Consider the following 21780-nt stretch of genomic DNA (forward strand, 5'->3'; position numbering starts at 1 on the left):
GATGGCTCGATTGGAGCACCTCGTTCTACCCAGCCCTACGCACATTCCATACCCCTCCGCTCGCAACAGATGCCGCTACTGTCTCCACCAGCCCAATGCGTTGCGCCGTGCTGATGCCGCATTGCGTCAAAACGAAGCAGCTGAAATGAAAGCCAAGATGGATACCGAAGCACGCGCCCCCCTTGAAACTGCAGTTGCCGATACACATGCATCGGGATTGGCAATCCCAATCTCGATTGCCCTGAGCACCATGCTTGCGGCTTGCGGAGGCGGGGGTGGGGGCGACAGCCCCGGCACTGGCTCTGGCCCTGGCACAGACCCCGGTCCAGGTCCGGGCACCGTTATCACCGGGCCGCATACCGATGCCGAGGCGGCGCGCTTTCTACAGCGAGCGCAGTTTTCCTCAACGACCCAGGAAATCAGCGATCTTCGTGCCGTCGGCTACACGCAGTGGCTGACCAATCAGATCACTAGCCCCAGAAGCGGCATTACAGGATGGGATTGGTTGGAAGCACGCGGCTACGGCGTCGTGGACAGCCACCAGTACTTTCTTCAGTTCTACCCGATCGATTACATGATCGGAAACCAGTTGCTCAGTGGCCCGGACATGATGCGCAAGCGCATGGCGTTGGCGCTGTCGGAGTTGTTCGTCGCCTCCTTTGTGAACACTTCCTTTACCTGGTACAGCCATGCCTATGCGGACTGGTGGGACATGCTCATGCGCAACGCATCCGGCAACTTTCGTCAATTGCTGGAGGACGTCACCCTGCACCCAGCCATGGGCGTGTTCCTCAACACGAGAGGTAACCAGAAGGAGGACCCTGCCACCGGGCGCATGCCGGACGAAAACTATGCGCGCGAAGTGATGCAGTTGTTCAGCTTGGGCGTGCACGAGCTGAACCTGGATGGAACGCCCAAGACCGATGGCAACGGGCAGCCTGTGGATACCTACACTCAAGACGACGTCACGAATCTTGCCCGTGTGTTCACCGGCTGGGATCTTGACCTCTCCGACGGGCAAGGCTTCATCGATCCCGTGCTGAATCGCTACTACTGGTCGAAAGACTTCGCTTGCAAACCCATGGCTTTGAATGCCAGCCGTCACTCCAATCTGGAAGCAACCTTTCTGGGTGTCACGGTCCCAGCGAACACCCCCGGGCTGGAAGCGCTTCGCATTGCAATGGACACCTTGTTCAACCACCCCAACGTGGGTCCATTCTTCTCGCGCCAGATGATCCAGCGACTGGTGACGGGAAATCCGAGTCCATCCTATGTAGCTCGGGTGGCCTCCAAGTTCAACGACAACGGGTCTGGTGTGCGCGGCGACCTGCGTGCTGTGTGGGCGGCCATCCTGCTGGACGAAGAAGCGCTCGGTGCGCAGTCTTTGCAAAGCCCCACGTTCGGCAAACTGCGCGAGCCCATGGTGCGCTTCATCCAGTGGGCACGCACCTTTGGAGTCACATCGATCGCTGGCTCCTGGAAATTCCGCGGTGGCACATTGCAAACGGAACTTGCCCAGGGTCCATTGCGCGCCCCCTCCGTGTTCAACTTCTTTCGGCCCGGTTATGTGCCGCCTGGTACCGCACTTTCGGCGTTGGGAGCAACCTCACCCGAGTTCCAGTTGATCAACGAGATCACCGTTTGCAACTACATCAACGTCATGGCGTTCTATATCCGAAACGGGATGAACGTAGCCGACCCCAACCAGACACACTTGACGCTGGGATCAACCAATTGGGTGTTCGACATCGTCCCCGACTACCAGCAGGAGCTGTCACTGGTGACAGACGCCACGGCCTTGGTCAATCACCTTTCGTTGGTGCTGTGCGCAAACCAGCTCTCCAGTGCCAACAAGCAGGTGATGGTGACCGCATTGGAGGCCTCGCCCGTCACCACCGCGAGCAGCGAGGAGATCAAGCTTGATCGCATCGCCGCTGCCATCCTGATGATCATGGCCTCGGCCGAATACATCGTCCAGAAGTAAGAGGTACGCCATGCACTTCCTTCAAATCGACAAACACACGCGCCGCGCCTTTCTGCGCCGCGCCGGCCAGTTCGCTTTCACAGGTGCGGCGCTGCCCACCGCCCTCAACCTCGCCGCCATGGCCGATGCGGCAGCGTTCGACGCCACGGACTACAAGGCCCTGGTCTGCGTTTTCCTCATCGGAGGCAACGATTACGCCAATACCGTGGTCACGTACGACAACGACAGCTACGACCGGTACAGCGCCATTCGAGGCGGCGGCACTGGCCGCACCGCAGGCGGCGTCGCACTCGCACAGTCGGCTCTTGCGCCCACGCTGCTCAACCCCACGACGCCACTGCCTGGGGGACGGCAATACGCGTTGCACCCCGCCATGACCGGCATGGCTGGCCTGTTCAACAGCGGCGCTGCAGCGGTGCAGCTCAATGTCGGTCCACTGGTCATGCCGATCACACGCCAGCAGTACAACATCGGCAACGCTTTGCTGTACCCCGTCCCACCCAAGCTGTTCTCGCACAACGACCAGCAATCGGTCTGGCAGTCCTCCGAGCCCGAAGGCGCGGCCACGGGCTGGGGCGGACACCTCGGCGATCTCGCACTTTCGTCCAACACCGAGCGGGCGATGACATGCATCTCCGTCAGCGGCAACTCGGCCTACCTGACCGGGCATTCCGCACGTCCCTATGGCATCAGCACCAGTGGTGCAGTGAGGATCGCCGCGCTCAACAACAGCATTACGTACGGCTCCACGGCCATCCGCGCGGCCATGAGGGAATTGGTCCTCCAAAATCGCACGCACGTCCTGGAGAACGAATACAACCTGGTGACCGCGCGCGCCGTAAGTTCCGAGGGCATGGTCTCATCGGCGCTGGCTCAATATCCAGCCAGCCATTCGGCCTTCAGCGCCTTTCCAACCGGGAACGGTCTGGCCGATCAGCTGAAAATGGTGGCGCGCATGATCGCAGCACGCAATATCCTCGGCAACCGCCGTCAGGTGTTCTTCGTTTCCATGGGAGGCTTCGATCTCCATGACAACCTGGTTGCGACTCAGGCCGAACTCATGAGCCAGTTGAGTTCGGCGCTCACCGCTTTCCACGCCTCCACTGTGGCAATGGGCGTCGCCAACCAGGTGACCGCGTTCACCGCGTCGGACTTTGGCCGCACGCTCACTTCGAACGGCGACGGATCGGACCATGGCTGGGGCGGTCATCACTTCATTGTCGGAGGCGCGGTTCGTGGCAAGGCCTTCTACGGAACAGCGCCCCCCGTGAGCGTGACGAACTCCCATACCGACGCCCACGACCAGTGGCACGTGGGTCAGGGCCGCCTGTTACCCAGCACCTCGGTGGACCAGTACGCAGCAACACTGGCCACGTGGTTCGGGGTGCAGAACACGGAGTTGAACGGCATCCTGCCCAACCTGTACCACTTCGGTGGCGCTGACTACCCCATCAACCTGGGCTTCATGACCTGATCAGGCAGCCAACCCGGGATTGCCCTGCACGCCCACCAGGCGTGGTGTGTTGATCTTCACGCCTTTGACCACCTTGCGGTCTCGTAGGTAGCCAGAAACCACGTCCCAGATGGGCTCGCCCCGGGCACCTTCCTGCACCGACGCCCAGCCCGCCACCTTGTAGATCTTGCCGGCCTCGATCGGCTTGCCCTTGAGCATCATGTTGTTGATGCGCTGACCCATGGGCGCGGTGGGCGTCATGGTGTACTGCATGCCGCCCACGCGCACCATGTCACCGCCCTGCTGGTAATACGGGTCGGGATTGAAGATGTTGTCGGCCACGTCTTCCAGAATGGTCTTGATCTGCTCGCCGCTGAACTCGTTGAGCGTGGTGGCCGGGTACGTCAGGGCCATCTGGTCCATCATGCGTTCGTAGGTGATGGTGTCGCCGGGCAGCAGCGAAGTGCCCCAGCGCACGCCGGGGGAGAACGCAATGTCGGCGCCCTTGTTCTGCATCAAGGCGTCGCAGATGAGCTGGTCCCACGAACCGTTGAAGTTGCCACGGCGATAGAGCAGGTCCTCGGTGACCGCGAGTTTTTCTTCGAGTTTGTCCTTGTAGGGCGCGCGCACTTTGTCGATGTGCGCCTGCATGGCGGCATCGGCCGGCAAAAGATTGGAGAAGATGGGCAGCAGCTTGTAGCGGAAGTCCTGCACCTTGCCGTCGCGCACGTCGAAATCGAGCACGCCAAGGAACTTGCTGTTGGAGCCCGCGTTGGTCACCAGGGTCTGGCCGCCGCCGTTCTTCACGATGGTGGGCGCGGGCATGCCGTCGTGCGTGTGGCCACCGAGGATGGCGTCGATGCCGCGCACGCGCGAGGCCATCTTGATGTCCACGTCCATGCCGTTGTGCGAGAGCACGACGACGACCTGTGCGCCTTTGCCGCGCGCTTCGTCCACCACCTTCTGCATGTGCTCTTCCTGGATGCCGAAAGTCCAGTCCGGCACCAGGTAGCGCGGGTTGGCGATGGGGGTGTAGGGGAATGCCTGGCCGATCACGGCCACCTGCACACCGTTCATTTCGCGCAGCGCGTATGGCTTGAAGACCATGTCCTCGAAGTCGGTGGTCTTGATGTTCTGCGCGAGGAACTCCATGTTCCCCTTCAAGTCCTTCTCCACGATTTCCTGCACGCGTTTGGCGCCAAACGTGTGCTCCCAGTGCGAGGTCATCATGTTCACGCCGAGCAGCTTGCAGGCATCCACCATGTCCTGGCCATGGGTCCACAGCGAGGTGGCCGAGCCCTGCCAGGTGTCTCCCCCATCGAGCAGCAGGGCATGTGGCCGGCTGGCCTTGAGTTGCCTGACCAGCGTGGCCAGGTGCGCGAAGCCGCCGACCTTGCCGTAAGTCTTCGCGGCCTGGCTGAAATTCAGGTACGAGAACGCATGTGCGCTGGCCGTGCCGGGCTTGATGTTGAAGTGCCGCAGCAGCTTTTCGCCCACGATGTGCGGCGCTTTGCCGAGGGCATCGGCAACGCCGAGGTTGACGTTGGGCTCGCGAAAATAGATCGGCTGCAATTGCGCGTGGCAATCCGTGAAATGCAGAAAGCTCACGTTGCCGAAGGTCGGCACGTCGTACAGCTTTTCGCCGGCACCGGGCGCAGCGGCCAGCACATCGCGGTGGTTCAGGGCCATGCCGGTGGCGCTGGCCACGGCAAGCACCTGCATGAATTCACGGCGACTGAAGCTCATCGGGGTCCTCGGTAGATAACTGTTTGCTGATATTTGAGGGAAATTTTTTTGACACTGCCCCGACCCTCACCAGGCCGGGGCAGATCGCTCATTTGTTCACGGGCGAGGCCGGGTCCAGCAGCAGGGCCATCACATCCTTGAGCTGCTTCTCATTGAGGATGGCCATGTGGCCCACGCGCGGCATCTGGGAGCAGGCGTTGTAGGCGCGCGAGTTCCAGAGCTTGCCCCAGGTGTATTCCACGATGGCTTTGCCTGCGGGGCTGTTGGGATCCGTGACGCCGCGCAGCTTGCCGTAGTTGTAGAGGCTCGGGCCGAGCGTGCCGAAGGAGATTTCTTCCTTGCTGATCTGGTGGCAGTTGTAGCAATTGCCGCCGTTGGCGGTGGTGGCGGTGTCCGTCCAGGTCAGTCCTCGGCCGCTTTGCGCGATGGCTTCACCGGCTTTCCAGTCACCGATGAACTTGCCATCGGACGGCCACTTCACGGTTTTCATGTTGGCCGCCTCGATGGCCTTGGCGAGTTTCTCGTCGATCGGTTTGCCGGCCACGTCGGCCGCAGCGCATTCGCGGTTGGCGTCGTCCTGTGCCAGACGGTCCAGCTTGGCGATGCCGCGCTCCTGGAAAGAGTTCTTGAGCATCTCGGCAGTGGCCTTGTCCATGTCGGCGGCCGAGGGCGAGGACGTGCAGCCGGAGAGCGCGAACGCAGCAACGGGCAGCAAGGCAAACATCAGCTTGTTCTTGTTCATGTAGGTGTCTCCGGTTCAGCGCTTGATGGCGGGCACGATGGACTCGGCGCTCTTGGCGTTCACACCCATGTAGGTGCTCAGCGCGATGGTCGCATCGCTGCCGAACTTGGGCTCAGGCCAGCGCATCTGGCGGAAACAGTCGTTCAGTCGAAGCTGCATGCCCCACATCTGCGAGTTGGACACGCGGTAGGCCGGCCATGCGGCAAAGCCGATGCCGTTGCCCGGGTTCTTGGTGAGATTGGGCAGGTCCTGCAGACGGATGCGCTTGTCGCTCTCGCCATGGCACGACGCACACGAGAAATCGTGCGTACCGCCGCGCGTGAAGAACAGGCGTTTGCCGGTTTCATACATGGCTCGTTCGCTGGCGTGTGACTGCGGCAGGTTGAACTTCATGCCTTTGGATGCCGTGGCTACATAGGTCGCCAGCGCGGTCACGTTGGCCATCTCCGCACGGCCAAACGGGGTCTTCATGATGTCGGTACCGTTGAAACCCTGCAGCGTCTCCATGCAGGTGACCAGGCGCGACTCCAGGTCCTGCACGCGGCCCGTGTCCTTGAAGAAGCGAGGCAGCTCCACGAACACGCCATTGATCACGCCCGGGCCCTTGCCCAGGTCGCACTGCTCGAGAGACGCATTCTTCGGCCCCCGCTTCTGTTTCCAGAGCTCCTCACCCTTCATCTCGAACAGTTCGGCGGGGTTGCCGTCCTGCAGCATCTCGCGGTACTTGGCGATGCCTTCGGCCGTTGCGTCCTGAGCGTGCGCAGCGCCTGCGGCCATCAGGCCACTGAGCAACAACGCAGCGGGAACAAGCTGGAATTTCATGGGGTGTCTCCTCGTTGTTATCGAATCTTGAAAACGCGTGTCTCGATCCAGAGTCACCGCAGAACCGGCTCTGCCGGGCCGCTGGTGACGCCCCCTTGAGGGGGTCGCGCGAAGCGCGGCGGGGGTGGGTCAGGCCACTACTGCTTCGTCGGTGCGTGTGTCGCCCTTGCTGTCGACCCATTTCACGACGATTTTGTCTCCCTTGGCTGCGCCCTTGAACTTGAACGACAGGAAGGGGTTCTGCGCCACCGAGCCAGTGAACAGCGAGCTCAGCACGACCTTGCCGTTGTGCGTGGCTTCCACTTCCTTGATGAAGTGGGCAGGAATGAGGGCGCCGGCCGCATCGCGGCGCGTACCGGGCTCCATGACGTGGGACATGAGGATGCGAACGGTGGTTTCGTCACCGGCGAGTGCGGCGCGGATGCGCATCGGATCGGCCATGATGGACTCCTGAAATTCTGTGGGTAAGTGCGATGGAAACGTGGGGTGCGGGCGATCAGCCGCCGCAACCACCCAGCGTGACCTTGGTTTCCTTGGTGGCGGAGTACAGCTTGCCGTCGGCCTTGACGACCGCGATCACGTTGCTGCTCTGGCCCATCTTCAAGCGCGTCTGCACTTCGGGCGCCGTACCGGCCGGAATGATGAAACCGGCCGAGAGTGGCATCGGGTTCTTTTCCACGATGAGGTAGATCTCGGTCGTGTTGGGCAGCTTGCTGGAGGCGCCGATCGGTACCACCGCGCCGTTCTCGGCGATGTCGGGCGCGACCACGGTGACCTGGTCGCTGTTGGCCGGCGTGCCACCGACGGCCTTGAGGGCGTCGGCCAGCGTCTTCACTTCGAAGCCGGCGCGGTCCACGGCGGCAAGGGCCTGGCCCTGGGTGATGAGGCCCAGCGAAACCAGCGAAGCGAACGCCCCCGTGGTCTTGAGGGCGACTCGGCGTGAGTTGTTCATGTGGAGCTCCTGGTGAGAATGAAAAAAACGGGGCGAAGTTTACTTGTCGGGTGCACCGGCGAGGATCCAGCCTGCCAGAAGTTTGAGCTCGTCGTCCTTCAAATTCGGCTGTGGGGGCATTGGCACCGGGCCGTACATGCCAGACCCACCCGACTTGATGCGCGCCGCCACGGCTTCCAGCGCGCCTGCCTGCCCCTTGTGCCTGGCGGCCACGTCCTTGTACGACGGGCCAACCATCTTCTTGTCCACCGCATGGCAGGCCAGGCAGGCGTTCTTGGAGGCCAGGGCCTTGGCGGCAGCGGCATCCTGGGCATGGGCACCTGCGCCCCAGAAGGCGCCAGTTGCTGCCAGGCACAGCAGGATCGGTTTCATGGGCATAGCGTACGGTCTCCTTGTCGTGGGGGAAATGGGGTTTACGAGTAAATGCCAATATTTAGAAGGATGCTTTAACAGCAGATCACTTCGCGCCGTCGACGATCCATTTCGCAATGGAGCGCGCATCAGCTTCGCTGAGCTGGGGCTGCGGCGGCATGGGCACGGCGCCGAACACGCCCGAACCACCGCTCTGGATGCGCCCCGTCAGGTAGGCCTCCAGGTCGGCCCGGCCCTTGTGCTTGGCCAGGATCTCGGTGAAACCGGGGCCGACGATCTTGTTGGTCATGCCGTGGCACGCGGTGCAGCTGTTGGCAGCCAGCAAGGCCTTGGTGTCCTTCACCCCAGGTGCGGCGGGAGCCACCACCGGTGCGGGCGGGGGCGTGCTGCCCACCGGCCCCTTGGGTGGGGGCCTGGTGGTGTCGGCACCACGAACCGGGCCGATGACGCGGTTCTGCTCGGCGATGTTGCCGTGCGCATCGCGCGCGAAATCGGGCAGGAAAGAGCGAATGGTGGTCTCCACCGGGCAGTCCTTCATGCAGGCCACGTTCTTTACATCGCCCTTGCCTTCCAGCTTCCAGAGCGGCTCATGGAACACCATGCCGTTGCGGTTGGGCATGCGCTTCTGCACATCGGCCATGTTCTGGTCGCTCAGCTTGAAATCCGCGGGCACCACCTCGGCCAGGTTCAGGATGTAGGCGGTGACGGCATACACCTCGTCCGTGGTCAGCGTCTTGGGCGCGTTCCACGGCATGGCGCGGTTGATGTAGTCCCACAGCGTGGACAGCGTGGCCACCTTCATCATGGTCGTCTTCTGCGGGAAGCTGCTGCCGGGCTCCAGGTTCTTCACGCGACCGCGCTCGATGTCGGCCTTGGTGGTGCCACCCACGATAGGGGTGAAGACTTCGTTGGATTCGCCAAAGCTGCCGTGGCAGGACGCGCACTGCGCCTCCCAGATCTGCTCACCCTGCGGCACGGTGCCCGAGCCCTTGGGCAGGCCCTTGAAATCAGGCCGCACGTCGATGTCCCAGGCTCTCACTTCGGCCTTCGTGGCGTCGCGGCCGATCTCGTGCCACGGTTTGGCCTGCGCAAAGGCAGGGCCTGCGACGAAGGCGGCGGCCAACAGGATCAGGGGTCTCATAGAGCGCTGCATCAAAAGACTTGCACGTTGGAAACCTCGCCGTTCTCGGCGACTTTCCACGACTGAATGGCGTTCTGGTGGTAGATCGAGCGCGTGCCGCGCACGGCGCGCAGCTGGTTGATCTTCGGTTGTACGTAGCCGGTGCTGTCGATCGCGCGGCTCTGCAGGATCGCGGGCTTCCCGTCCCACACCCAGTCGATGTTGAAGCGGGTCAGCGCCTTCGACAGCACGGGGCCTTCGAGCCGAGCGGTGCGCCAGTTGCGTCCGCCGTCCACGCTCACGTCCACGCGCTTGATGCTGCCGCGCCCCGACCACGCCAGGCCGGTGACGTTGTAGTAGCCCTTGTCGAGCAAGGTCTGGCTGCCCGAGGGCGTGGTGATGACGCTCTTGCATTCCTGGATGCCGGTGTACTGGCGGTGCGTGCCGTCGGGCATGTGGTCGATGTAGTGGATGGCCTCGTCCTTGGTGGCCCACTTCATGTCGCCCACTTCGAGACGACGCAGGTACTTCACCCAGCTCACGCCCTGAACGCCCGGCACCACCAGGCGCAGCGGGTACCCGTTTTCCGGTCGCAGCATCTCGCCATTCATGGCCCAGGCGACGATGCAGTCGTCCATGGCGCGTTCGATGGACAGCGTGCGCGTCATGGAAGAGCCGTCGGCCCCCTCGGCCAGTACGTACTTGCCTTTCTGCTTGTCGTAGCCGCACATCTCCAGCAAGGTGGAGAGCAGCACGCCGGTGTATTCGCAGCAGCTCAGCATGCCGTGCGTGTACTGCACCGACGGCAAGGCCACGTTGCCCCACTCCGGCGCCGAATTGGCGCCGCACTCGATGAAGTGGATGCGCGAGACGCTGGGCAGGCGCATGAGGTCGTCCATGGTGAACACGCGCTCGCGTTTCACCAGGCCATTGACCATGAGCCTGTGCTTCGAGGGATCGATGTCCCACCAGCCCTGGTGGTGCCGTTCGAAGTGCAGCCCGTTGGGCGTGATGATGCCGAACAAGCCTTGCAGTGGAGCGAAGCTCACCGAGGCCTGCGGCACGCGGGTGAGCCCCGGGCTCTGGCGGCGCTGCAGGTTGATTTCCCATTGGCTGGGCGCACCATAGCCCGGCGTGGCCACGGGCTGGCCCAGGCCTTTGGTGTGTGTGGGCAGTTCAAGAATGGCGCTCTCGCCGTCAGCGGCCAACGCCCGCGTGGACGCTGCGGCGCCGGCCACCGCCCCCGCGCCCATGGCCAGCGCCTTGCCCATGAAGCTGCGCCGCGCCTTGCGAGCCTGCTCCAGCTTCTCGGCGCTCAGGTGGTTTTCTGGCGCGGGCAGCACGCGCCCGATCGCTTGGCTCAGGTCTTCTGACACAGTGGTTTTCTGGAGGGTTGGATCACCAGAGAACTATATGAGTGTTTGCTGATATTCGGATTGGTAAAAACCCCGATGCATTTCTGATGGCAAGCCCACTCCCCTCCGGCGGCCTCTGCTACATTTTTCGTCGCAATTCCTTACAACCAATCGAATGGAGACCACGATGGGGAAATCGATCAAATGGCTGGCAGGGGGCGTGCTGTGCGCCGCCGCCCTGGGTGCACAGGCCCAGGTCAATCAGATCAAGGTGTGGGCTGCCGCCTGCGCCAACTGCCACGGCACCGATGGCCGGGCCGAGCCGGGTGCCATTTCGCTCGCGGGTCAGGGCAAGGACGACCTGCTGCAGAAACTGCTCGATTTCAAGGCCGGCAAACGGCCCGCGACCATCATGCACCAGCTCTCCAAGGGCTACACCGACGAGCAGCTGGCGCAGATTTCCGCCTACTTCGCCGCCCAGAAAAAATAAGGAGCCCAAGCCATGAAACGTCGTCAATTCGTTCAAACGCTGGGCGCGGGTTCGGCCGTTGCCAGCCTGGGTCTCCTGGGTGGCTGCGCCACCACGGGCAGTGGTGCCAAGGTCGTCGTCGTCGGTGGAGGCTACGGTGGTGCCACCGCCGCCAAGTACGTGCGCCTGTTTTCCGACCACAGCATCGACGTGACGCTGGTCGAACCCAACGCCTCCTTCGTCTCCTGCCCCATCTCCAACCTGGTGCTCGGTGGCCACAAGACCATGGCCGACATCACCACGCCCTACGACAACCTGAGCAAGCGCCACGGCATCAAGGTGGTGCGCGACATGGTCGCCAGCATCGACCCGGCCAAGCGCACGGTGAAGCTCGCCAGCGGCGGTGAACTGCCCTACGACCGACTGATCCTCTCGCCCGGCATCGACTTCATGATGGACACGCTGCCCGGCATGGCCAAGGCAGGCGCTGCCGACAAGGTGCTGCACGCCTGGAAGGCCGGCCCGCAGACGCTGGCGCTGCGCCGCCAGCTCGAAGCCATGCCCGATGGCGGTGTGTACGCGCTGTCCATCCCGCTGGCGCCCTACCGCTGCCCGCCCGGCCCCTACGAACGCGCCTGCATGGTGGCGAGTTACTTCAAGGTGGCCAAGCCGAAGAGCAAGGTCATCATCTTCGACGCCAACGACGACATCACCTCGAAGAAGGGCCTGTTCATGAAGGCCTGGGACGACCACTACAAGGGCCTCATCGAATACCGCCCGAAGCACAAGCTGGTGGACGTGGACGCAGCCACCAACACCCTGAAGTTCGAGTTCAACGACGACTTCAAGGCTGGCGTGGCCAACGTGATTCCGACGCAGCGCGCGGGTGACATCGCGGTGAAAACCGGTCTGGCCACGGCCAATGCACGCTGGTGCGAAGTGGACTTCCTCACCTTCGAATCGAAGGCGCAGAAGAACATCCACGTGCTGGGCGACGCGATCCAGATCGCGCCGGGCATGCCGAAGTCGGGCCACATGGCCAACCAGCACGGCAAGACCTGCGCGGCCGCGGTGGTCTCATTGCTGCAGGGCAAGGAAGCGCCTTCGTTGCCGATCTACGCCAACACCTGCTACAGCTTCGTCACCGCCACCGACGTGGTGCACGTGGCCAGCGTGCACCGCTACGACGCCGCGCAGAAGACCATGCTGACGGTGCCCGGCTCGGGCGGCCTGTCCACCGCGGCCAGCGCGCTCGAAGGCGAGTACGCGATGGCCTGGGCGCGCAACATCTGGGCCGACTCGCTGGCCTGACTGCCACGCCCTCGTGCACGCATGAAGCCCCGCCACTGGCGGGGCTTTTTCTTGTGTCCGATGCAACCGCTTGACTCTGGAGCCGCTACAGGGATTTCAATACAGCATCCCTGAAGGAATTCGCATGTCTGCCTCGCATCAACACGATCACGATCATGACCACGCCAACCACTGCGGTGGTGGCGCGTGTTCGCCCACCTCCACCGTCGAATCACCGGCCACCTCATTCGCCGCAGACGCCCTGCTGCTGCGCATCCCGACCATGGATTGCCCGGTGGAAGAAGGTCAGATCCGGCGTGCGCTGGAAGGGTTTGAACGCGTGCGCGGGCTCCGTTTCGATCTGCCGGCGCGCATGCTCGGCATCGACGCGCCGTCCGCAGCGTGGCCCCCCATCCTGGCCGCCATCGAAGCCGCCGGGTTCAAGACCGAACGGGTCTCGGCACCACCGCCCGCCGAGGACACGGCGCGGGCGCAACGGGTTGAACTCGCGCGCCTGATCGCGGCGCTGGTGGTGGCGCTGCTCTCCGAGCTCATCCACTTCTTCACACCCGAGACCACGGCCTGGAAACTGGCAGGCATGGGTGTGGCGGCGGTGGCCATCGCGCTGGCGGGAACGGCCGTCTTCCGCAAGGGCTTCTCGGCGCTGGTTCGCGGCCAGCTGAACATCAACGCGCTCATGACGGTTGCGGTCACCGGTGCGTTCCTCATCGGGCAATGGCCGGAGGCCGCGATGGTGATGGCGCTGTATTCGCTGGCCGAGCTGATCGAGGCGCGTTCGGTGGAGCGCGCGCGCAACGCCATCGCCGGCCTGCTCGCGCTCACACCACCGCAGGCCGAAGTGCGGCAGGCGGACGGCCGCTGGCTGCTGGTGGAGGCGAAGGCCGTGGCGGTGGGTTCGAGCGTGCGCATCAAGCCCGGTGAACGCTTCGCGCTCGACGGCCGCGTGACCGAGGGCCACAGCGCGGTGGACCAGTCGCCCGTCACCGGTGAAAGCATCCCGGTCGACAAGGCCCCGGGCGACGAGGTGTTTGCCGGCACCGTCAACCAGCAGGGCGAGCTGGTGTTCGAAGTGACGCGGCCGGCGAGCGACACCGTGCTCGCGCGCATCATCCACGCGGTGGAGCAGGCGCAGGGCAAACGCGCACCCACGCAGCGGTTCGTGGACCGCTTCGCCGCCATCTACACGCCCGCCGTGTTCTTCCTCGCGCTGGCGGTGGCCATCGGCACGCCGCTGCTGCTGGGCTGGCCCTGGCTCGATGCCATCTACAAGGCACTGGTGCTGCTGGTGATCGCCTGCCCGTGTGCGCTCGTGATCTCAACACCGGTGACGGTGGTCAGCGGCCTCGCAGCGGCCGCTCGCCGCGGCATCCTCATCAAGGGCGGCGTCTACCTGGAGGAAGCGCGCAAGCTGCGGACCGTGGCCGTGGACAAGACCGGCACCGTGACCGAGGGCAAACCGCGCCTGGTGGCGCGGGAGGTGATCGGCGAACGCGTGCCCGCCGATGCCGCGCTGAGCATCGCAGGCAGCCTGGCGGGCCGTTCGGACCACCCGGTTTCGCAGGCCATCGCTCTGGGGCTGCAGGTGCAACCGCGCGACGTTCAGGGCTTTGCCGCCGAGGTCGGGCGCGGTGTGCGCGGAGAACTCGAAGGCCAGATCCATGTGCTGGGCAACCACCGCTGGATCGAGGAGCGCGGTCAGTGCTCACCCGAACTCGAAGCGCGCATGCGGGTTCACGAGGCGCAGGGCCGCACCGTCACGCTGCTGGCGGACGCGCAGGGTGTAATCGCGCTCTTTGCCGTAGCCGACACCACCAAGGCCACGAGCCAGGAAGCCATTGCCGAACTCAGCGCCATGGGCATCACCACCGTGATGCTCACGGGCGACAACCCCGCCACCGCCCGCAGCATCGCGGATCAGGTCGGCATCACCGAAGTGCGTGCCAACCTGCTGCCGCAGGACAAGCTGGACACCATCGAAGCGCTGCGCCAGCAGGGTGCCGTGGCCATGGTGGGTGACGGCATCAACGACGGACCCGCGCTGAGCGCGGCCACCATCGGCTTCGGCATGGGTGGCGCAGGCAGCGACACGGCCATGGAAGCGGCAGACGTGATCATCATGAACGACGACCTGCGCAAAGTGCCGGAGACGATTCGCCTGTCGCGGCGCACGCACGCGGTGCTGTGGCAGAACATCGCGCTGGCGCTGGGCATCAAGGCCGTGTTCCTGGTGATGGCCCTGTTCGACAACGCATCGATGTGGATGGCCGTGTTCGCCGACATGGGTGCGAGCCTGCTGGTGGTGTTCAACGGGCTGCGATTGCTGCGTTTTCCGCCCGGAAGATGAATCACAGCACTGGGCCGCGACCTCCAGGTGGGCTGGATCGCACCGCGCCTGCACGCGCAAGGATGTCGGGATATTGCGTGCTGTTGCCGGCGTTTGTACTGGTGCTGGAAAGCGCGCCGGGATGGCCATGCGCCCCCTCCTTGCTCCGGACGGCTTCGACCTCCTTCAGCCAGCACTGCACTCTTTCGCTTTCTCTCATCTGGCCAAGCGCTTTCTGGTCCACGCCCGCCAGGATCAGCGCCTTGAAGGCGGCTCCACGGCCCAGGTAGGCGGCTCGCAGCAATGGCGTAAAGCCTTCCCTAGGATGCGGCGCTTCAAGGCTGTTCAGGACCTCGGGGCACCTTGTGGCTGCCAGCGCAGTCAGGAAACTGGCGCAGTCCAGTTGGACCGCTCGCTGCGCGGGCGTGTAGCCGTCCACTGGGTGAATGGCGGCAAGGCTGTTGACCACGGTCGGATCATTGGAGAGTGCCGCTGCTGCCACGAGATTGGTGTGCCGATCCCCAACGGACTTCGCGATCAGACCGATCCAGTCCACGCCCCACTGCGCAGGGCCGGGTTCCGGCCTGCCCTGCTCTGTCCAAGTGCGCAGCCGATCCACGATGGAATCGGGATCGCCCGCACGTTCATCGGCAATCACTCGCAATTCTCCCAACATCGCTATTTCCTCCTTATGACCGGATGCATTCTGCGGACTTGACACCGACAGGGTGCGCAATGGAAACAGGATGACGGACATACTGCACGAAGCCGGGCCTGGGCCATTCCAGATGCCGGCGAACGTATACTCGCGTCCGTGCCGCAAGGCATATCCGCTAGGGGTGTTGCCCCGGGTCCGACGACCCGGGTGCGACTGAGAGAGTCCCTTTGAACCTGACTGAGGTAATCCTCGCGCAGGGAAGCAGGCCGGAATCCGTGGACCGTCTATCGGTGTCTGCAGGACTACGGCCCAGCCCACCTGCCTCAACGTTGCATGGAGCACATTGATGGCGTCCCCACTGTCTTCTTCTCCCGCCAACCAGGCGCTGACACCCGTCGCGCCCGGCAACCGGGTCTTTCATTTCCACGAGCACGCTGCGCTCTGGTTCAGCCTGGGCACCGGCCTGCTGGTGATGCAGATCGGCGCCTACCTGGTGCCGGCCGTGGGCACGCGCGACGCGGTCATTGCCATCGTGCTGGGCTCGCTCATCGGCGCCGGGCTCCTGGGCTGGACCGCGCGGCTGGGTTGCCAGACCGGGCTGGCCAGCGCCGGGCTGATGCACGCCACCTATGGCAGCGCCTTTGCCAAGCTGCCAGTGCTGCTCAACATCGCTCAACTGATCGGCTGGACCACCTTCGAACTGGTCATCATGCAGGAGGGCACGGTGGCGATCGCCACGCAAACGCTGGGCATCGAGCTCGATGGCTTTACCGGCAAGGTGGTGGCCACGCTGCTTTGGGGTTCGGTGCTGATCGCCCTCATGGCCGGCTCCATGCTCACGCTGGTGCGCCGCTTCGTGAGCCGCTTCGCGCTGCCGCTGGTGATTGCCTCGCTGGCCTGGCTCACCTGGCAATTCGGCACGCGCCTGGTGGCGCAGGGCTTCGAAGGTTTCTGGAATCGCCCCGGCACCGGTGGCATGGGCCTGTTCTCGGCCATGGATCTCGTGATCGCGATGCCGGTTTCCTGGCTGCCGCTGGTGGCCGACTACGCGCGCCACGGCAAGCGCACCGCCACCACGTTCGGTGGGACCTGGCTGGGCTACGCGCTGGCCAACATCTGGTGCTATGCGCTCGGCGTGCTGGTGGTGAGCACCGTGGAGCCGGGCACCAACCTCGTCAGTGCCTTGCTGCTCGCGCAGGGCGGTTTGATCGCACTCGGCCTGATCCTGCTGGACGAGATGGACAACGCCTACGGCGATGCGCACTCGGGCGCGGTCTCGGTGCACAGCCTGCGCCCGCGCTGGAGCATCCGCGCGGCCGGGCTGGGCTTCGCCGCGGTCTGCACCGCGCTCGCGCTGGTGCTGCCCATCCACACGCTGGAGCCGTTCCTGTTGCTGCTGAGCTCGGTGTTCGTGCCGTTGTACGGCGTGATTCTGGGCCGCCTGGGCAGCGGCACGGTGGTGCCGAGCCTGAGCGCGCGACCGGTGGACTGGAGTGCGGCGGCGCTGTGGCTGGCCGGCATCGCCACCTACCACCTGCTCAAGCAGTACGCGCCCGATCTCGGCTCCGCCCTGCCCACGCTGGCCTTGACCTTCGTGCTAGCCGCGCTCACGAGGCCGCGCAACACCACGGGCTTGGCGACGGCCGGCGCCTGAGGCCTATGCGTTCATGCCCGCACCTGCGTCTGCTGAACCTTGGGCGCATGTCCGTGGTTCAGCGGACCGTGGCCGGCGCCGGTGTAGACGTCTGCACCGTGGGCGATCGCCTGCAGGATGTATTCACGGGCGAGTGCCACGGCGCGATCCAGCGGCTCACCCAGCGCGAGATGCGCCGCGATGGCCGAGGACAGCGTGCAACCCGTGCCGTGCGTGTTGCGGCTGGCGATGCGCGGCGAGCTCAGGCGCACAGCCGCATCGGCGCCCGTGACCAGCAGGTCGGTCACTTCGTCGCCGGGCAGGTGCCCCCCCTTGAGCAACACAGCCTGCGCGCCCATGGCCAGCAGATCGCGCGCGGCGCCCTCCAGCTCGTGCGCGGCGGTGATGGGCCGGCCCAGCAACAGCGCCGCTTCGTCCAGGTTGGGGGTGATCACCGCGGCCTGCGGGAACAGCTCGTCCACCAGCACCTGCACCGTTTCGGGTGCGATGAGTCGATCACCCGACGTCGCCACCATCACCGGGTCGAGCACCACGCGCTGCACCTGGTAGTGCTTCAGCGCCCAGGCCACGGTGCGCACGATCTCGGGCGCGTGCAGCATGCCGATCTTCACCGCGTCCACGCCGATGTCGTCGAGCACCGCGCTCAGTTGTGCCTTGAGCATGTCCGGCGGCACGCCGTGGATGCCGCTCACGCCCAGCGTGTTCTGCGCGGTGAGTGCGGTGATGGCGGTCATGCCGTAGCAGCCCAGCGCCGCAAAGGTCTTGAGGTCGGCCTGGATGCCGGCGCCACCGCCGCTGTCGGAGCCAGCGATGGACAGGACTCGGGTGTAGCGAAACGGTTCTTCGTTTTTCATCATGGCGCGCATTGTGGCAGCGCCGAAGGTCGCTCATGCTGAAACCCCATGCCGTGGTACTGGGCGCCGGCCTCATGGGCCGGCTGCTGGCCTGCGCGCTCGCGCAGCGCGGACACCGGGTGGAGGTGTTCGATGCGGGTGGCCCCGAGGCCGAGCACGCCGCCGCGCGCGTGGCCGCCGCCATGCTGGCGCCCCTGGCCGAATCGGCCGTGACCGAACTGGCGGTGGTGCGCATGGGCCAGCACGCGCTGGCGCGCTGGCCGCAGTTGCTGGCCGCGCTGGAGCGCCCGGTGTTCTTCCAGCAGAGCGGCACGCTGGTGCTGTGGCATCGGCAGGATGCGGCCGAGGCCGAGCGCTTCGCGGGCCAGCTCGCGCGCACCAGCGCCGCCTTGTCCTCGCTGCCACAGGCGCAGCGCATCGACACCACTGCCATTGCAGCGCTCGAACCCGCGCTGGACCACCGTTTTGCACAAGGCCTGTACCTGCCTGAAGAAGGCCAGCTCGACAACCGCGAACTGCTGGCTGCGCTGGCGCACCAGATGCAGGTGCTGGGCGTCCGCGTGCACTGGCACACGCCGCGCTCGCCCGCCGACTTGGACCCCGGGCCAGAGGGCTGGCTGTTCGATTGCCGGGGCCTGGGCGCGCAGCCGCAATGGAACGCACTGCGCGGCGTGCGCGGCGAGGTGGCCCGCGTGCACGCGCCGGGTGTGAACCTCTCGCGCCCCACACGCCTGGTGCACCCGCGCTACCCGCTCTACATCGCACCCAAGCCGGGCGGTCTCTTCGTCATCGGCGCCACCGAGATCGAGTCCGACGACCTGAGCCCGGCCAGCGTGCGCTCCACTCTGGAGCTGCTGAGCGCCGCCTACACCGTGCACCCCGGTTTCGGCGAAGCACGCATCGTCGAACTGGGCGTTCAGCTGCGCCCCACCCTGCCCGACAACCTACCCGCGCTGCGCATGGACGCTCCGCGCAGAATGTCGATCAATGGCCTGTACCGCCATGGATTCATGATCGCCCCCGCCGTGCTCGACGCGGTGCTGGAGATCGTGGACCACGACCACTCGCCGCTGGCTTCCGTCCTGGGCTTGCCGGTGGTCCGATAAAGGAAACTTCCGCATGAACATCTTCATCAACCAGGAAACCCGCCAGCTGCCCGAAGGCGCCACGCTGGCCGACGCCCTGCAGGCCTGGGACGCGCCCGCCGTGTTCGCCGCCGCCGTCAACCTGCAGTTCGTGCCGCGCACCGCCTACGCGCAACACCGGCTCGCCGAGGGCGACCGCATCGAGATCATTGCGCCCATCACCGGCGGCTGAGAAAGCGACACCACCATGGACATGACCACGCCCCTCACCCACGAAGACCCGCTGGTGCTCTACGGCGAGACCTTCACCAGCCGCCTGCTGCTCGGCACCTCGCGCTACCCCTCGCCCGCCACGCTGGAGGCGGCGGTGAAACGCGCGCAGCCCGCCATGCTCACGGCCTCGCTGCGCCGGCAGGGCGCAGCGCAACCCGAAGCCGGGGCCGCGTTCTGGAAGCTGCTGCAGGAACTCGCCGTGCCGGTGCTGCCCAACACCGCGGGCTGCCACACCACGCAAGAGGTCATCACCACTGCGCAGATGGCACGCGAGGTGTTCAACACCCCCTGGATCAAGCTCGAACTCATCGGCGACGACTACAGCCTGCAGCCCGACACACTCAACCTGGTGGACTGCGCACGCCAGCTCGTCAACGATGGCTTCAAGGTGCTGCCGTATTGCACCGAAGACCTGGTGCTCTGCCAGCGCCTGGTGGACGCAGGTTGCCAGGCGGTGATGCCCTGGGCCGCACCCATCGGCACGGGGCGGGGGCCCGTGAACCCGTACGCCATGCGCCTGCTGCGCGAGCGGCTGGCCGTGCCGCTGATCGTGGACGCCGGCCTGGGCCTGCCCTCGCACGCCTGCACCGTCATGGAATGGGGCTATGACGCCGTGCTGCTCAACACCGCGGTGGCGCTGGCGCAGTCGCCCGTGGACATGGCCGGTGCATTCGCCGACGCGGTGCGCGCCGGGCGCGCCGCCTTCCGCTCGGGCGCCATGCAGCCGCAGGACAGCGCCCAGCCCAGCACGCCCGTGATGGGCACCCCTTTCTGGCACCACACCCCATGAACAGCAGCCTGAATGCCGAACAGATGGCCCGCGCCATCGTCGATGCCCACCGCGAAGCGCTGGCGCTGCCCGTGGAGCCACACGCCGAGCCCATGTCGGTACAGACCGGCGATGCCGTGTTCACGGCGGCGCTGCAAGCCGCCCAGTCGCTGGGTTTCGTGCCCGACGACGCGTTGTGTGTGGCACGCGCGTGGTCGCGCCAGGTGCAACGCACCGGGCAATTCGACCCACTGCAATGGCCCGACGAACCCGCCGATTTCGGCATGGCGCCGTTCCCGCGCGCCGAGGCGTTCGCCGCCTGCCCGAACGCCTTGGGCCTGTACGCCGTGATGCCCGATGCGGCTTGGACCATCCGCATGGCGCGCGCGGGCGTGCCTACGGTGCAATTGCGTTTCAAATCCACCGATGCCGACGCCATTCGGGCCGAGGTGCGTGCCACCGTGGCCGGCGTGCAGGGCACCGGCGCGCGCCTGTTCATCAACGACCACTGGCAGGAAGCCATCGACGCGGGTGCCTACGGCGTGCACCTGGGCCAGGAAGACCTGCAGGCCATGACCACGACAGGCCTGAACGCCATCCGCCACGCCGGCCTGCGCCTGGGCCTGAGCACACACGGCTACGCCGAGATGATGATTGCCGAGCGCCACAGCCCGAGCTACATCGCGATGGGCGCCGTGTTCCCCACCACGCTCAAGCAGATGGCCACCGCGCCGCAGGGGCCGGGTCGCCTCGCCGCGTATGCGCGCCTGCTGCGCGACGTGCCGCGCGTGGCGATTGGTGGCATCGACCTGGATCGGCTGCCCGGCGTGCTGGCCAGCGGTGTGGGTTCGGTGGGCGTGGTGCGTGCGCTGATGGCGGCGTCCGATCTGGACGCGACGGTGGCCACCTGGAACGCGGCGATCGCGGCCACCTGAGCGCCACCGCACGGTGCCTTGGTGCCGTGGCGCACAGACCTGCACACCTGCCCGCCGTAAAAAGTCCTCAGGCGGGCCATGTCGCGCTCGCCCCAACGCAAAGGACATCACATGAACTGGGACACCATTCAAGGGAACTGGAAGCAGCTCACCGGCCGCGCCAAGCAGCAATGGGGCAAGCTCACCGACGACGACCTGCAAGTGGTCGAGGGTCACCGTGACATGCTCTCGGGCAAGATCCAGGAACGCTACGGCATCGCCAAGGACGAAGCCGAGAAGCAACTCAGCGCCTGGGAGCGGAGTGCCGACGACAGCTGGCTGGACACACCTGCGAAAACTCGACGCGACTGAGTCTCGACCAGCCGGCAATGAGCCTTTCAGGCTCGTTGCCGGCCGACTTCGACGCGGGTGAAGTCGCCCTGGTGCACCTTGCGCAGGCGGTTCATCCGCTCACCCAGTTCCTGGGTGTCCACCAGTGCTTCGCGAGCCAGCGAACGCAACAGGGACATTTCGCCGTCCATGCAGGGCATCACACAATCGGCGATGTCGCCCACGGCGTCGTCGTAACCCGCATCTCCCGGTTCCAGCTCGTCGAGCTGCGCGATCAATTGAACCAGATGCCGGTGGTCGCACTGCGTTGAGAAGGCCGCCGGATCCGAGCTCGCCTGCAAGCGGCTCAAGGGTTCGAAGAGCTCTTCTCCGATCCGCACATGCAGGCTGAGGGCGTCGCAAAGACCATCCACAACCTCGGCTTTCTCCTCGCTGCGGTCTTCGTTCGCCAGTCGAAGGCGATCGAATTCGCGCAGAAGGCGACGAATGGCCTCGTGTTCCAGTTGCAACTGGTACAGCGCATCGCGCGCGCGGCCCGGGCCTCGAACTCGCATCATGTTTCAGCTCCTGGTT

22 protein-coding genes and 1 riboswitch are annotated in these 21780 nt (G+C 65.2%); of the genes, 11 read left to right on the plus strand and 11 right to left on the minus strand.

What is annotated here, in order from left to right; genetic code table 11:
* The first annotated feature begins 145 nt into the window (after positions 1-145).
* Both ACTIF6_RS17070 and ACTIF6_RS17075 read left to right on the plus strand, forming a co-directional pair.
* Entirely contained in the window at positions 146-1984 is a 1839-nt protein-coding gene (locus ACTIF6_RS17070) for a DUF1800 domain-containing protein (protein WP_439589122.1), read from the plus strand.
* 10 nt (positions 1985-1994) lie between these two features.
* The gene (locus ACTIF6_RS17075; protein ID WP_439589123.1) at positions 1995-3458 is read left to right on the plus strand and encodes a DUF1501 domain-containing protein; all 1464 of its coding nucleotides are present in this window, start codon (positions 1995-1997) and stop codon (positions 3456-3458) included.
* Here the strand turns inward: ACTIF6_RS17075 and soxB are convergent, their stop codons facing one another.
* From soxB to soxC, 8 genes are all read right to left on the minus strand, one after another.
* Positions 3459-5183 carry a thiosulfohydrolase SoxB gene (soxB, locus tag ACTIF6_RS17080; protein WP_439589124.1) on the minus strand — a complete coding sequence of 575 codons (1725 nt, stop codon included), beginning with the start codon at positions 5181-5183 and terminating at the stop codon, positions 3459-3461.
* Positions 5184-5271: 88 nt separating this feature from the next.
* Positions 5272-5925 carry a sulfur oxidation c-type cytochrome SoxX gene (soxX, locus tag ACTIF6_RS17085; protein ID WP_439589125.1) on the minus strand — a complete coding sequence of 218 codons (654 nt, stop codon included), beginning with the start codon at positions 5923-5925 and terminating at the stop codon, positions 5272-5274.
* Between the two features lie 15 nt (positions 5926-5940).
* Positions 5941-6747 (minus strand): sulfur oxidation c-type cytochrome SoxA, encoded by an 807-nt coding sequence (soxA, locus tag ACTIF6_RS17090; protein ID WP_439589126.1) that lies wholly within the window; start codon positions 6745-6747, stop codon positions 5941-5943.
* 129 nt (positions 6748-6876) lie between these two features.
* Positions 6877-7188, minus strand: coding sequence for a thiosulfate oxidation carrier complex protein SoxZ (gene soxZ, locus ACTIF6_RS17095; RefSeq protein ID WP_439589127.1), 312 nt, complete (start codon positions 7186-7188; stop codon positions 6877-6879).
* Positions 7189-7243: 55 nt separating this feature from the next.
* Positions 7244-7699, minus strand: coding sequence for a thiosulfate oxidation carrier protein SoxY (gene soxY, locus ACTIF6_RS17100; protein WP_439589128.1), 456 nt, complete (start codon positions 7697-7699; stop codon positions 7244-7246).
* A 39-nt stretch (positions 7700-7738) separates the two neighbouring features.
* Positions 7739-8071 (minus strand): c-type cytochrome, encoded by a 333-nt coding sequence (locus ACTIF6_RS17105; RefSeq protein WP_439589129.1) that lies wholly within the window; start codon positions 8069-8071, stop codon positions 7739-7741.
* Between the two features lie 85 nt (positions 8072-8156).
* Positions 8157-9212, minus strand: a complete 1056-nt coding sequence (locus ACTIF6_RS17110; protein WP_439589130.1) for a c-type cytochrome — start codon at positions 9210-9212, stop codon at positions 8157-8159.
* Between the two features lie 11 nt (positions 9213-9223).
* Complete coding sequence (soxC, locus tag ACTIF6_RS17115) at positions 9224-10567, minus strand: sulfite dehydrogenase (protein WP_439589131.1); 1344 nt, start codon at positions 10565-10567, stop codon at positions 9224-9226.
* Positions 10568-10733: 166 nt separating this feature from the next.
* Between soxC and ACTIF6_RS17120 the strand changes: the two genes are divergently transcribed.
* The 3 genes from ACTIF6_RS17120 to ACTIF6_RS17130 all read left to right on the plus strand — a co-directional run bounded on the left by ACTIF6_RS17120 (position 10734) and on the right by ACTIF6_RS17130 (position 14670).
* The gene (locus ACTIF6_RS17120; RefSeq protein ID WP_439589132.1) at positions 10734-11036 is read left to right on the plus strand and encodes a c-type cytochrome; all 303 of its coding nucleotides are present in this window, start codon (positions 10734-10736) and stop codon (positions 11034-11036) included.
* A gap of 12 nt (positions 11037-11048) precedes the next feature.
* Complete coding sequence (locus tag ACTIF6_RS17125) at positions 11049-12326, plus strand: FCSD flavin-binding domain-containing protein (RefSeq protein WP_439589133.1); 1278 nt, start codon at positions 11049-11051, stop codon at positions 12324-12326.
* Between the two features lie 124 nt (positions 12327-12450).
* Positions 12451-14670, plus strand: coding sequence for a heavy metal translocating P-type ATPase (locus tag ACTIF6_RS17130; RefSeq protein ID WP_439589134.1), 2220 nt, complete (start codon positions 12451-12453; stop codon positions 14668-14670).
* Position 14671: 1 nt separating this feature from the next.
* Here the strand turns inward: ACTIF6_RS17130 and ACTIF6_RS17135 are convergent, their stop codons facing one another.
* Positions 14672-15406: a hypothetical protein gene (locus ACTIF6_RS17135; RefSeq protein WP_439589135.1), complete on the minus strand. Its 735-nt coding sequence runs from the start codon at positions 15404-15406 to the stop codon at positions 14672-14674.
* Positions 15407-15474: 68 nt separating this feature from the next.
* Positions 15475-15584: riboswitch (TPP riboswitch) on the plus strand.
* Between the two features lie 69 nt (positions 15585-15653).
* On the opposite strand from ACTIF6_RS17135, the gene ACTIF6_RS17140 reads away from it, so the two are divergent.
* Complete coding sequence (locus ACTIF6_RS17140; protein WP_439589136.1) at positions 15654-16961, plus strand: purine-cytosine permease family protein; 1308 nt, start codon at positions 15654-15656, stop codon at positions 16959-16961.
* Positions 16962-16972: 11 nt separating this feature from the next.
* Here the strand turns inward: ACTIF6_RS17140 and thiD are convergent, their stop codons facing one another.
* Positions 16973-17818, minus strand: a complete 846-nt coding sequence (thiD, locus tag ACTIF6_RS17145; RefSeq protein ID WP_439589137.1) for a bifunctional hydroxymethylpyrimidine kinase/phosphomethylpyrimidine kinase — start codon at positions 17816-17818, stop codon at positions 16973-16975.
* Between the two features lie 32 nt (positions 17819-17850).
* On the opposite strand from thiD, the gene ACTIF6_RS17150 reads away from it, so the two are divergent.
* From ACTIF6_RS17150 to ACTIF6_RS17170, 5 genes are all read left to right on the plus strand, one after another.
* Complete coding sequence (locus tag ACTIF6_RS17150; protein ID WP_439589138.1) at positions 17851-18921, plus strand: FAD-dependent oxidoreductase; 1071 nt, start codon at positions 17851-17853, stop codon at positions 18919-18921.
* 13 nt (positions 18922-18934) lie between these two features.
* Positions 18935-19132, plus strand: coding sequence for a sulfur carrier protein ThiS (gene thiS, locus ACTIF6_RS17155; protein WP_439589139.1), 198 nt, complete (start codon positions 18935-18937; stop codon positions 19130-19132).
* A gap of 21 nt (positions 19133-19153) precedes the next feature.
* Positions 19154-19963, plus strand: a complete 810-nt coding sequence (locus tag ACTIF6_RS17160; RefSeq protein ID WP_439589140.1) for a thiazole synthase — start codon at positions 19154-19156, stop codon at positions 19961-19963.
* Entirely contained in the window at positions 19960-20877 is a 918-nt protein-coding gene (locus ACTIF6_RS17165) for a thiamine phosphate synthase (protein WP_439589141.1), read from the plus strand. The genes ACTIF6_RS17160 and ACTIF6_RS17165 overlap by 4 nt, the downstream gene beginning before the upstream one ends.
* Before the next feature lie 111 nt (positions 20878-20988).
* Positions 20989-21228 carry a CsbD family protein gene (locus tag ACTIF6_RS17170; protein ID WP_439589142.1) on the plus strand — a complete coding sequence of 80 codons (240 nt, stop codon included), beginning with the start codon at positions 20989-20991 and terminating at the stop codon, positions 21226-21228.
* Between the two features lie 26 nt (positions 21229-21254).
* On the opposite strand, the gene ACTIF6_RS17175 is transcribed toward ACTIF6_RS17170, so the two are convergent.
* Positions 21255-21764 carry a hemerythrin domain-containing protein gene (locus ACTIF6_RS17175; protein ID WP_439589143.1) on the minus strand — a complete coding sequence of 170 codons (510 nt, stop codon included), beginning with the start codon at positions 21762-21764 and terminating at the stop codon, positions 21255-21257.
* Positions 21765-21780: the final 16 nt, after the last annotated feature.

The sequence above is a fragment of the Hydrogenophaga sp. genome (assembly GCF_051860785.1).
Lineage (GTDB): Bacteria > Pseudomonadota > Gammaproteobacteria > Burkholderiales > Burkholderiaceae_C > Hydrogenophaga.

Coding starts and splice junctions, on each gene's coding strand:
- ACTIF6_RS17075 (WP_439589123.1), top strand. CDS start 1,995: ATGCACTTCCTTCAAATCGACAAACACACGCGCCGCGCCTTTCTGCGC.
- ACTIF6_RS17150 (WP_439589138.1), top strand. CDS start 17,851: ATGCTGAAACCCCATGCCGTGGTACTGGGCGCCGGCCTCATGGGCCGG.
- soxB (WP_439589124.1), bottom strand. CDS start 5,183: ATGAGCTTCAGTCGCCGTGAATTCATGCAGGTGCTTGCCGTGGCCAGC.
- soxY (WP_439589128.1), bottom strand. CDS start 7,699: ATGAACAACTCACGCCGAGTCGCCCTCAAGACCACGGGGGCGTTCGCT.
- ACTIF6_RS17105 (WP_439589129.1), bottom strand. CDS start 8,071: ATGAAACCGATCCTGCTGTGCCTGGCAGCAACTGGCGCCTTCTGGGGC.
- ACTIF6_RS17170 (WP_439589142.1), top strand. CDS start 20,989: ATGAACTGGGACACCATTCAAGGGAACTGGAAGCAGCTCACCGGCCGC.
- ACTIF6_RS17160 (WP_439589140.1), top strand. CDS start 19,154: ATGACCACGCCCCTCACCCACGAAGACCCGCTGGTGCTCTACGGCGAG.
- ACTIF6_RS17165 (WP_439589141.1), top strand. CDS start 19,960: ATGAACAGCAGCCTGAATGCCGAACAGATGGCCCGCGCCATCGTCGAT.
- ACTIF6_RS17070 (WP_439589122.1), top strand. CDS start 146: ATGAAAGCCAAGATGGATACCGAAGCACGCGCCCCCCTTGAAACTGCA.
- ACTIF6_RS17110 (WP_439589130.1), bottom strand. CDS start 9,212: ATGAGACCCCTGATCCTGTTGGCCGCCGCCTTCGTCGCAGGCCCTGCC.
- ACTIF6_RS17175 (WP_439589143.1), bottom strand. CDS start 21,764: ATGATGCGAGTTCGAGGCCCGGGCCGCGCGCGCGATGCGCTGTACCAG.
- ACTIF6_RS17120 (WP_439589132.1), top strand. CDS start 10,734: ATGGGGAAATCGATCAAATGGCTGGCAGGGGGCGTGCTGTGCGCCGCC.
- ACTIF6_RS17140 (WP_439589136.1), top strand. CDS start 15,654: ATGGCGTCCCCACTGTCTTCTTCTCCCGCCAACCAGGCGCTGACACCC.
- soxZ (WP_439589127.1), bottom strand. CDS start 7,188: ATGGCCGATCCGATGCGCATCCGCGCCGCACTCGCCGGTGACGAAACC.
- thiS (WP_439589139.1), top strand. CDS start 18,935: ATGAACATCTTCATCAACCAGGAAACCCGCCAGCTGCCCGAAGGCGCC.
- ACTIF6_RS17130 (WP_439589134.1), top strand. CDS start 12,451: ATGTCTGCCTCGCATCAACACGATCACGATCATGACCACGCCAACCAC.
- thiD (WP_439589137.1), bottom strand. CDS start 17,818: ATGATGAAAAACGAAGAACCGTTTCGCTACACCCGAGTCCTGTCCATC.
- ACTIF6_RS17135 (WP_439589135.1), bottom strand. CDS start 15,406: ATGTCCGTCATCCTGTTTCCATTGCGCACCCTGTCGGTGTCAAGTCCG.
- ACTIF6_RS17125 (WP_439589133.1), top strand. CDS start 11,049: ATGAAACGTCGTCAATTCGTTCAAACGCTGGGCGCGGGTTCGGCCGTT.
- soxX (WP_439589125.1), bottom strand. CDS start 5,925: ATGAACAAGAACAAGCTGATGTTTGCCTTGCTGCCCGTTGCTGCGTTC.
- soxA (WP_439589126.1), bottom strand. CDS start 6,747: ATGAAATTCCAGCTTGTTCCCGCTGCGTTGTTGCTCAGTGGCCTGATG.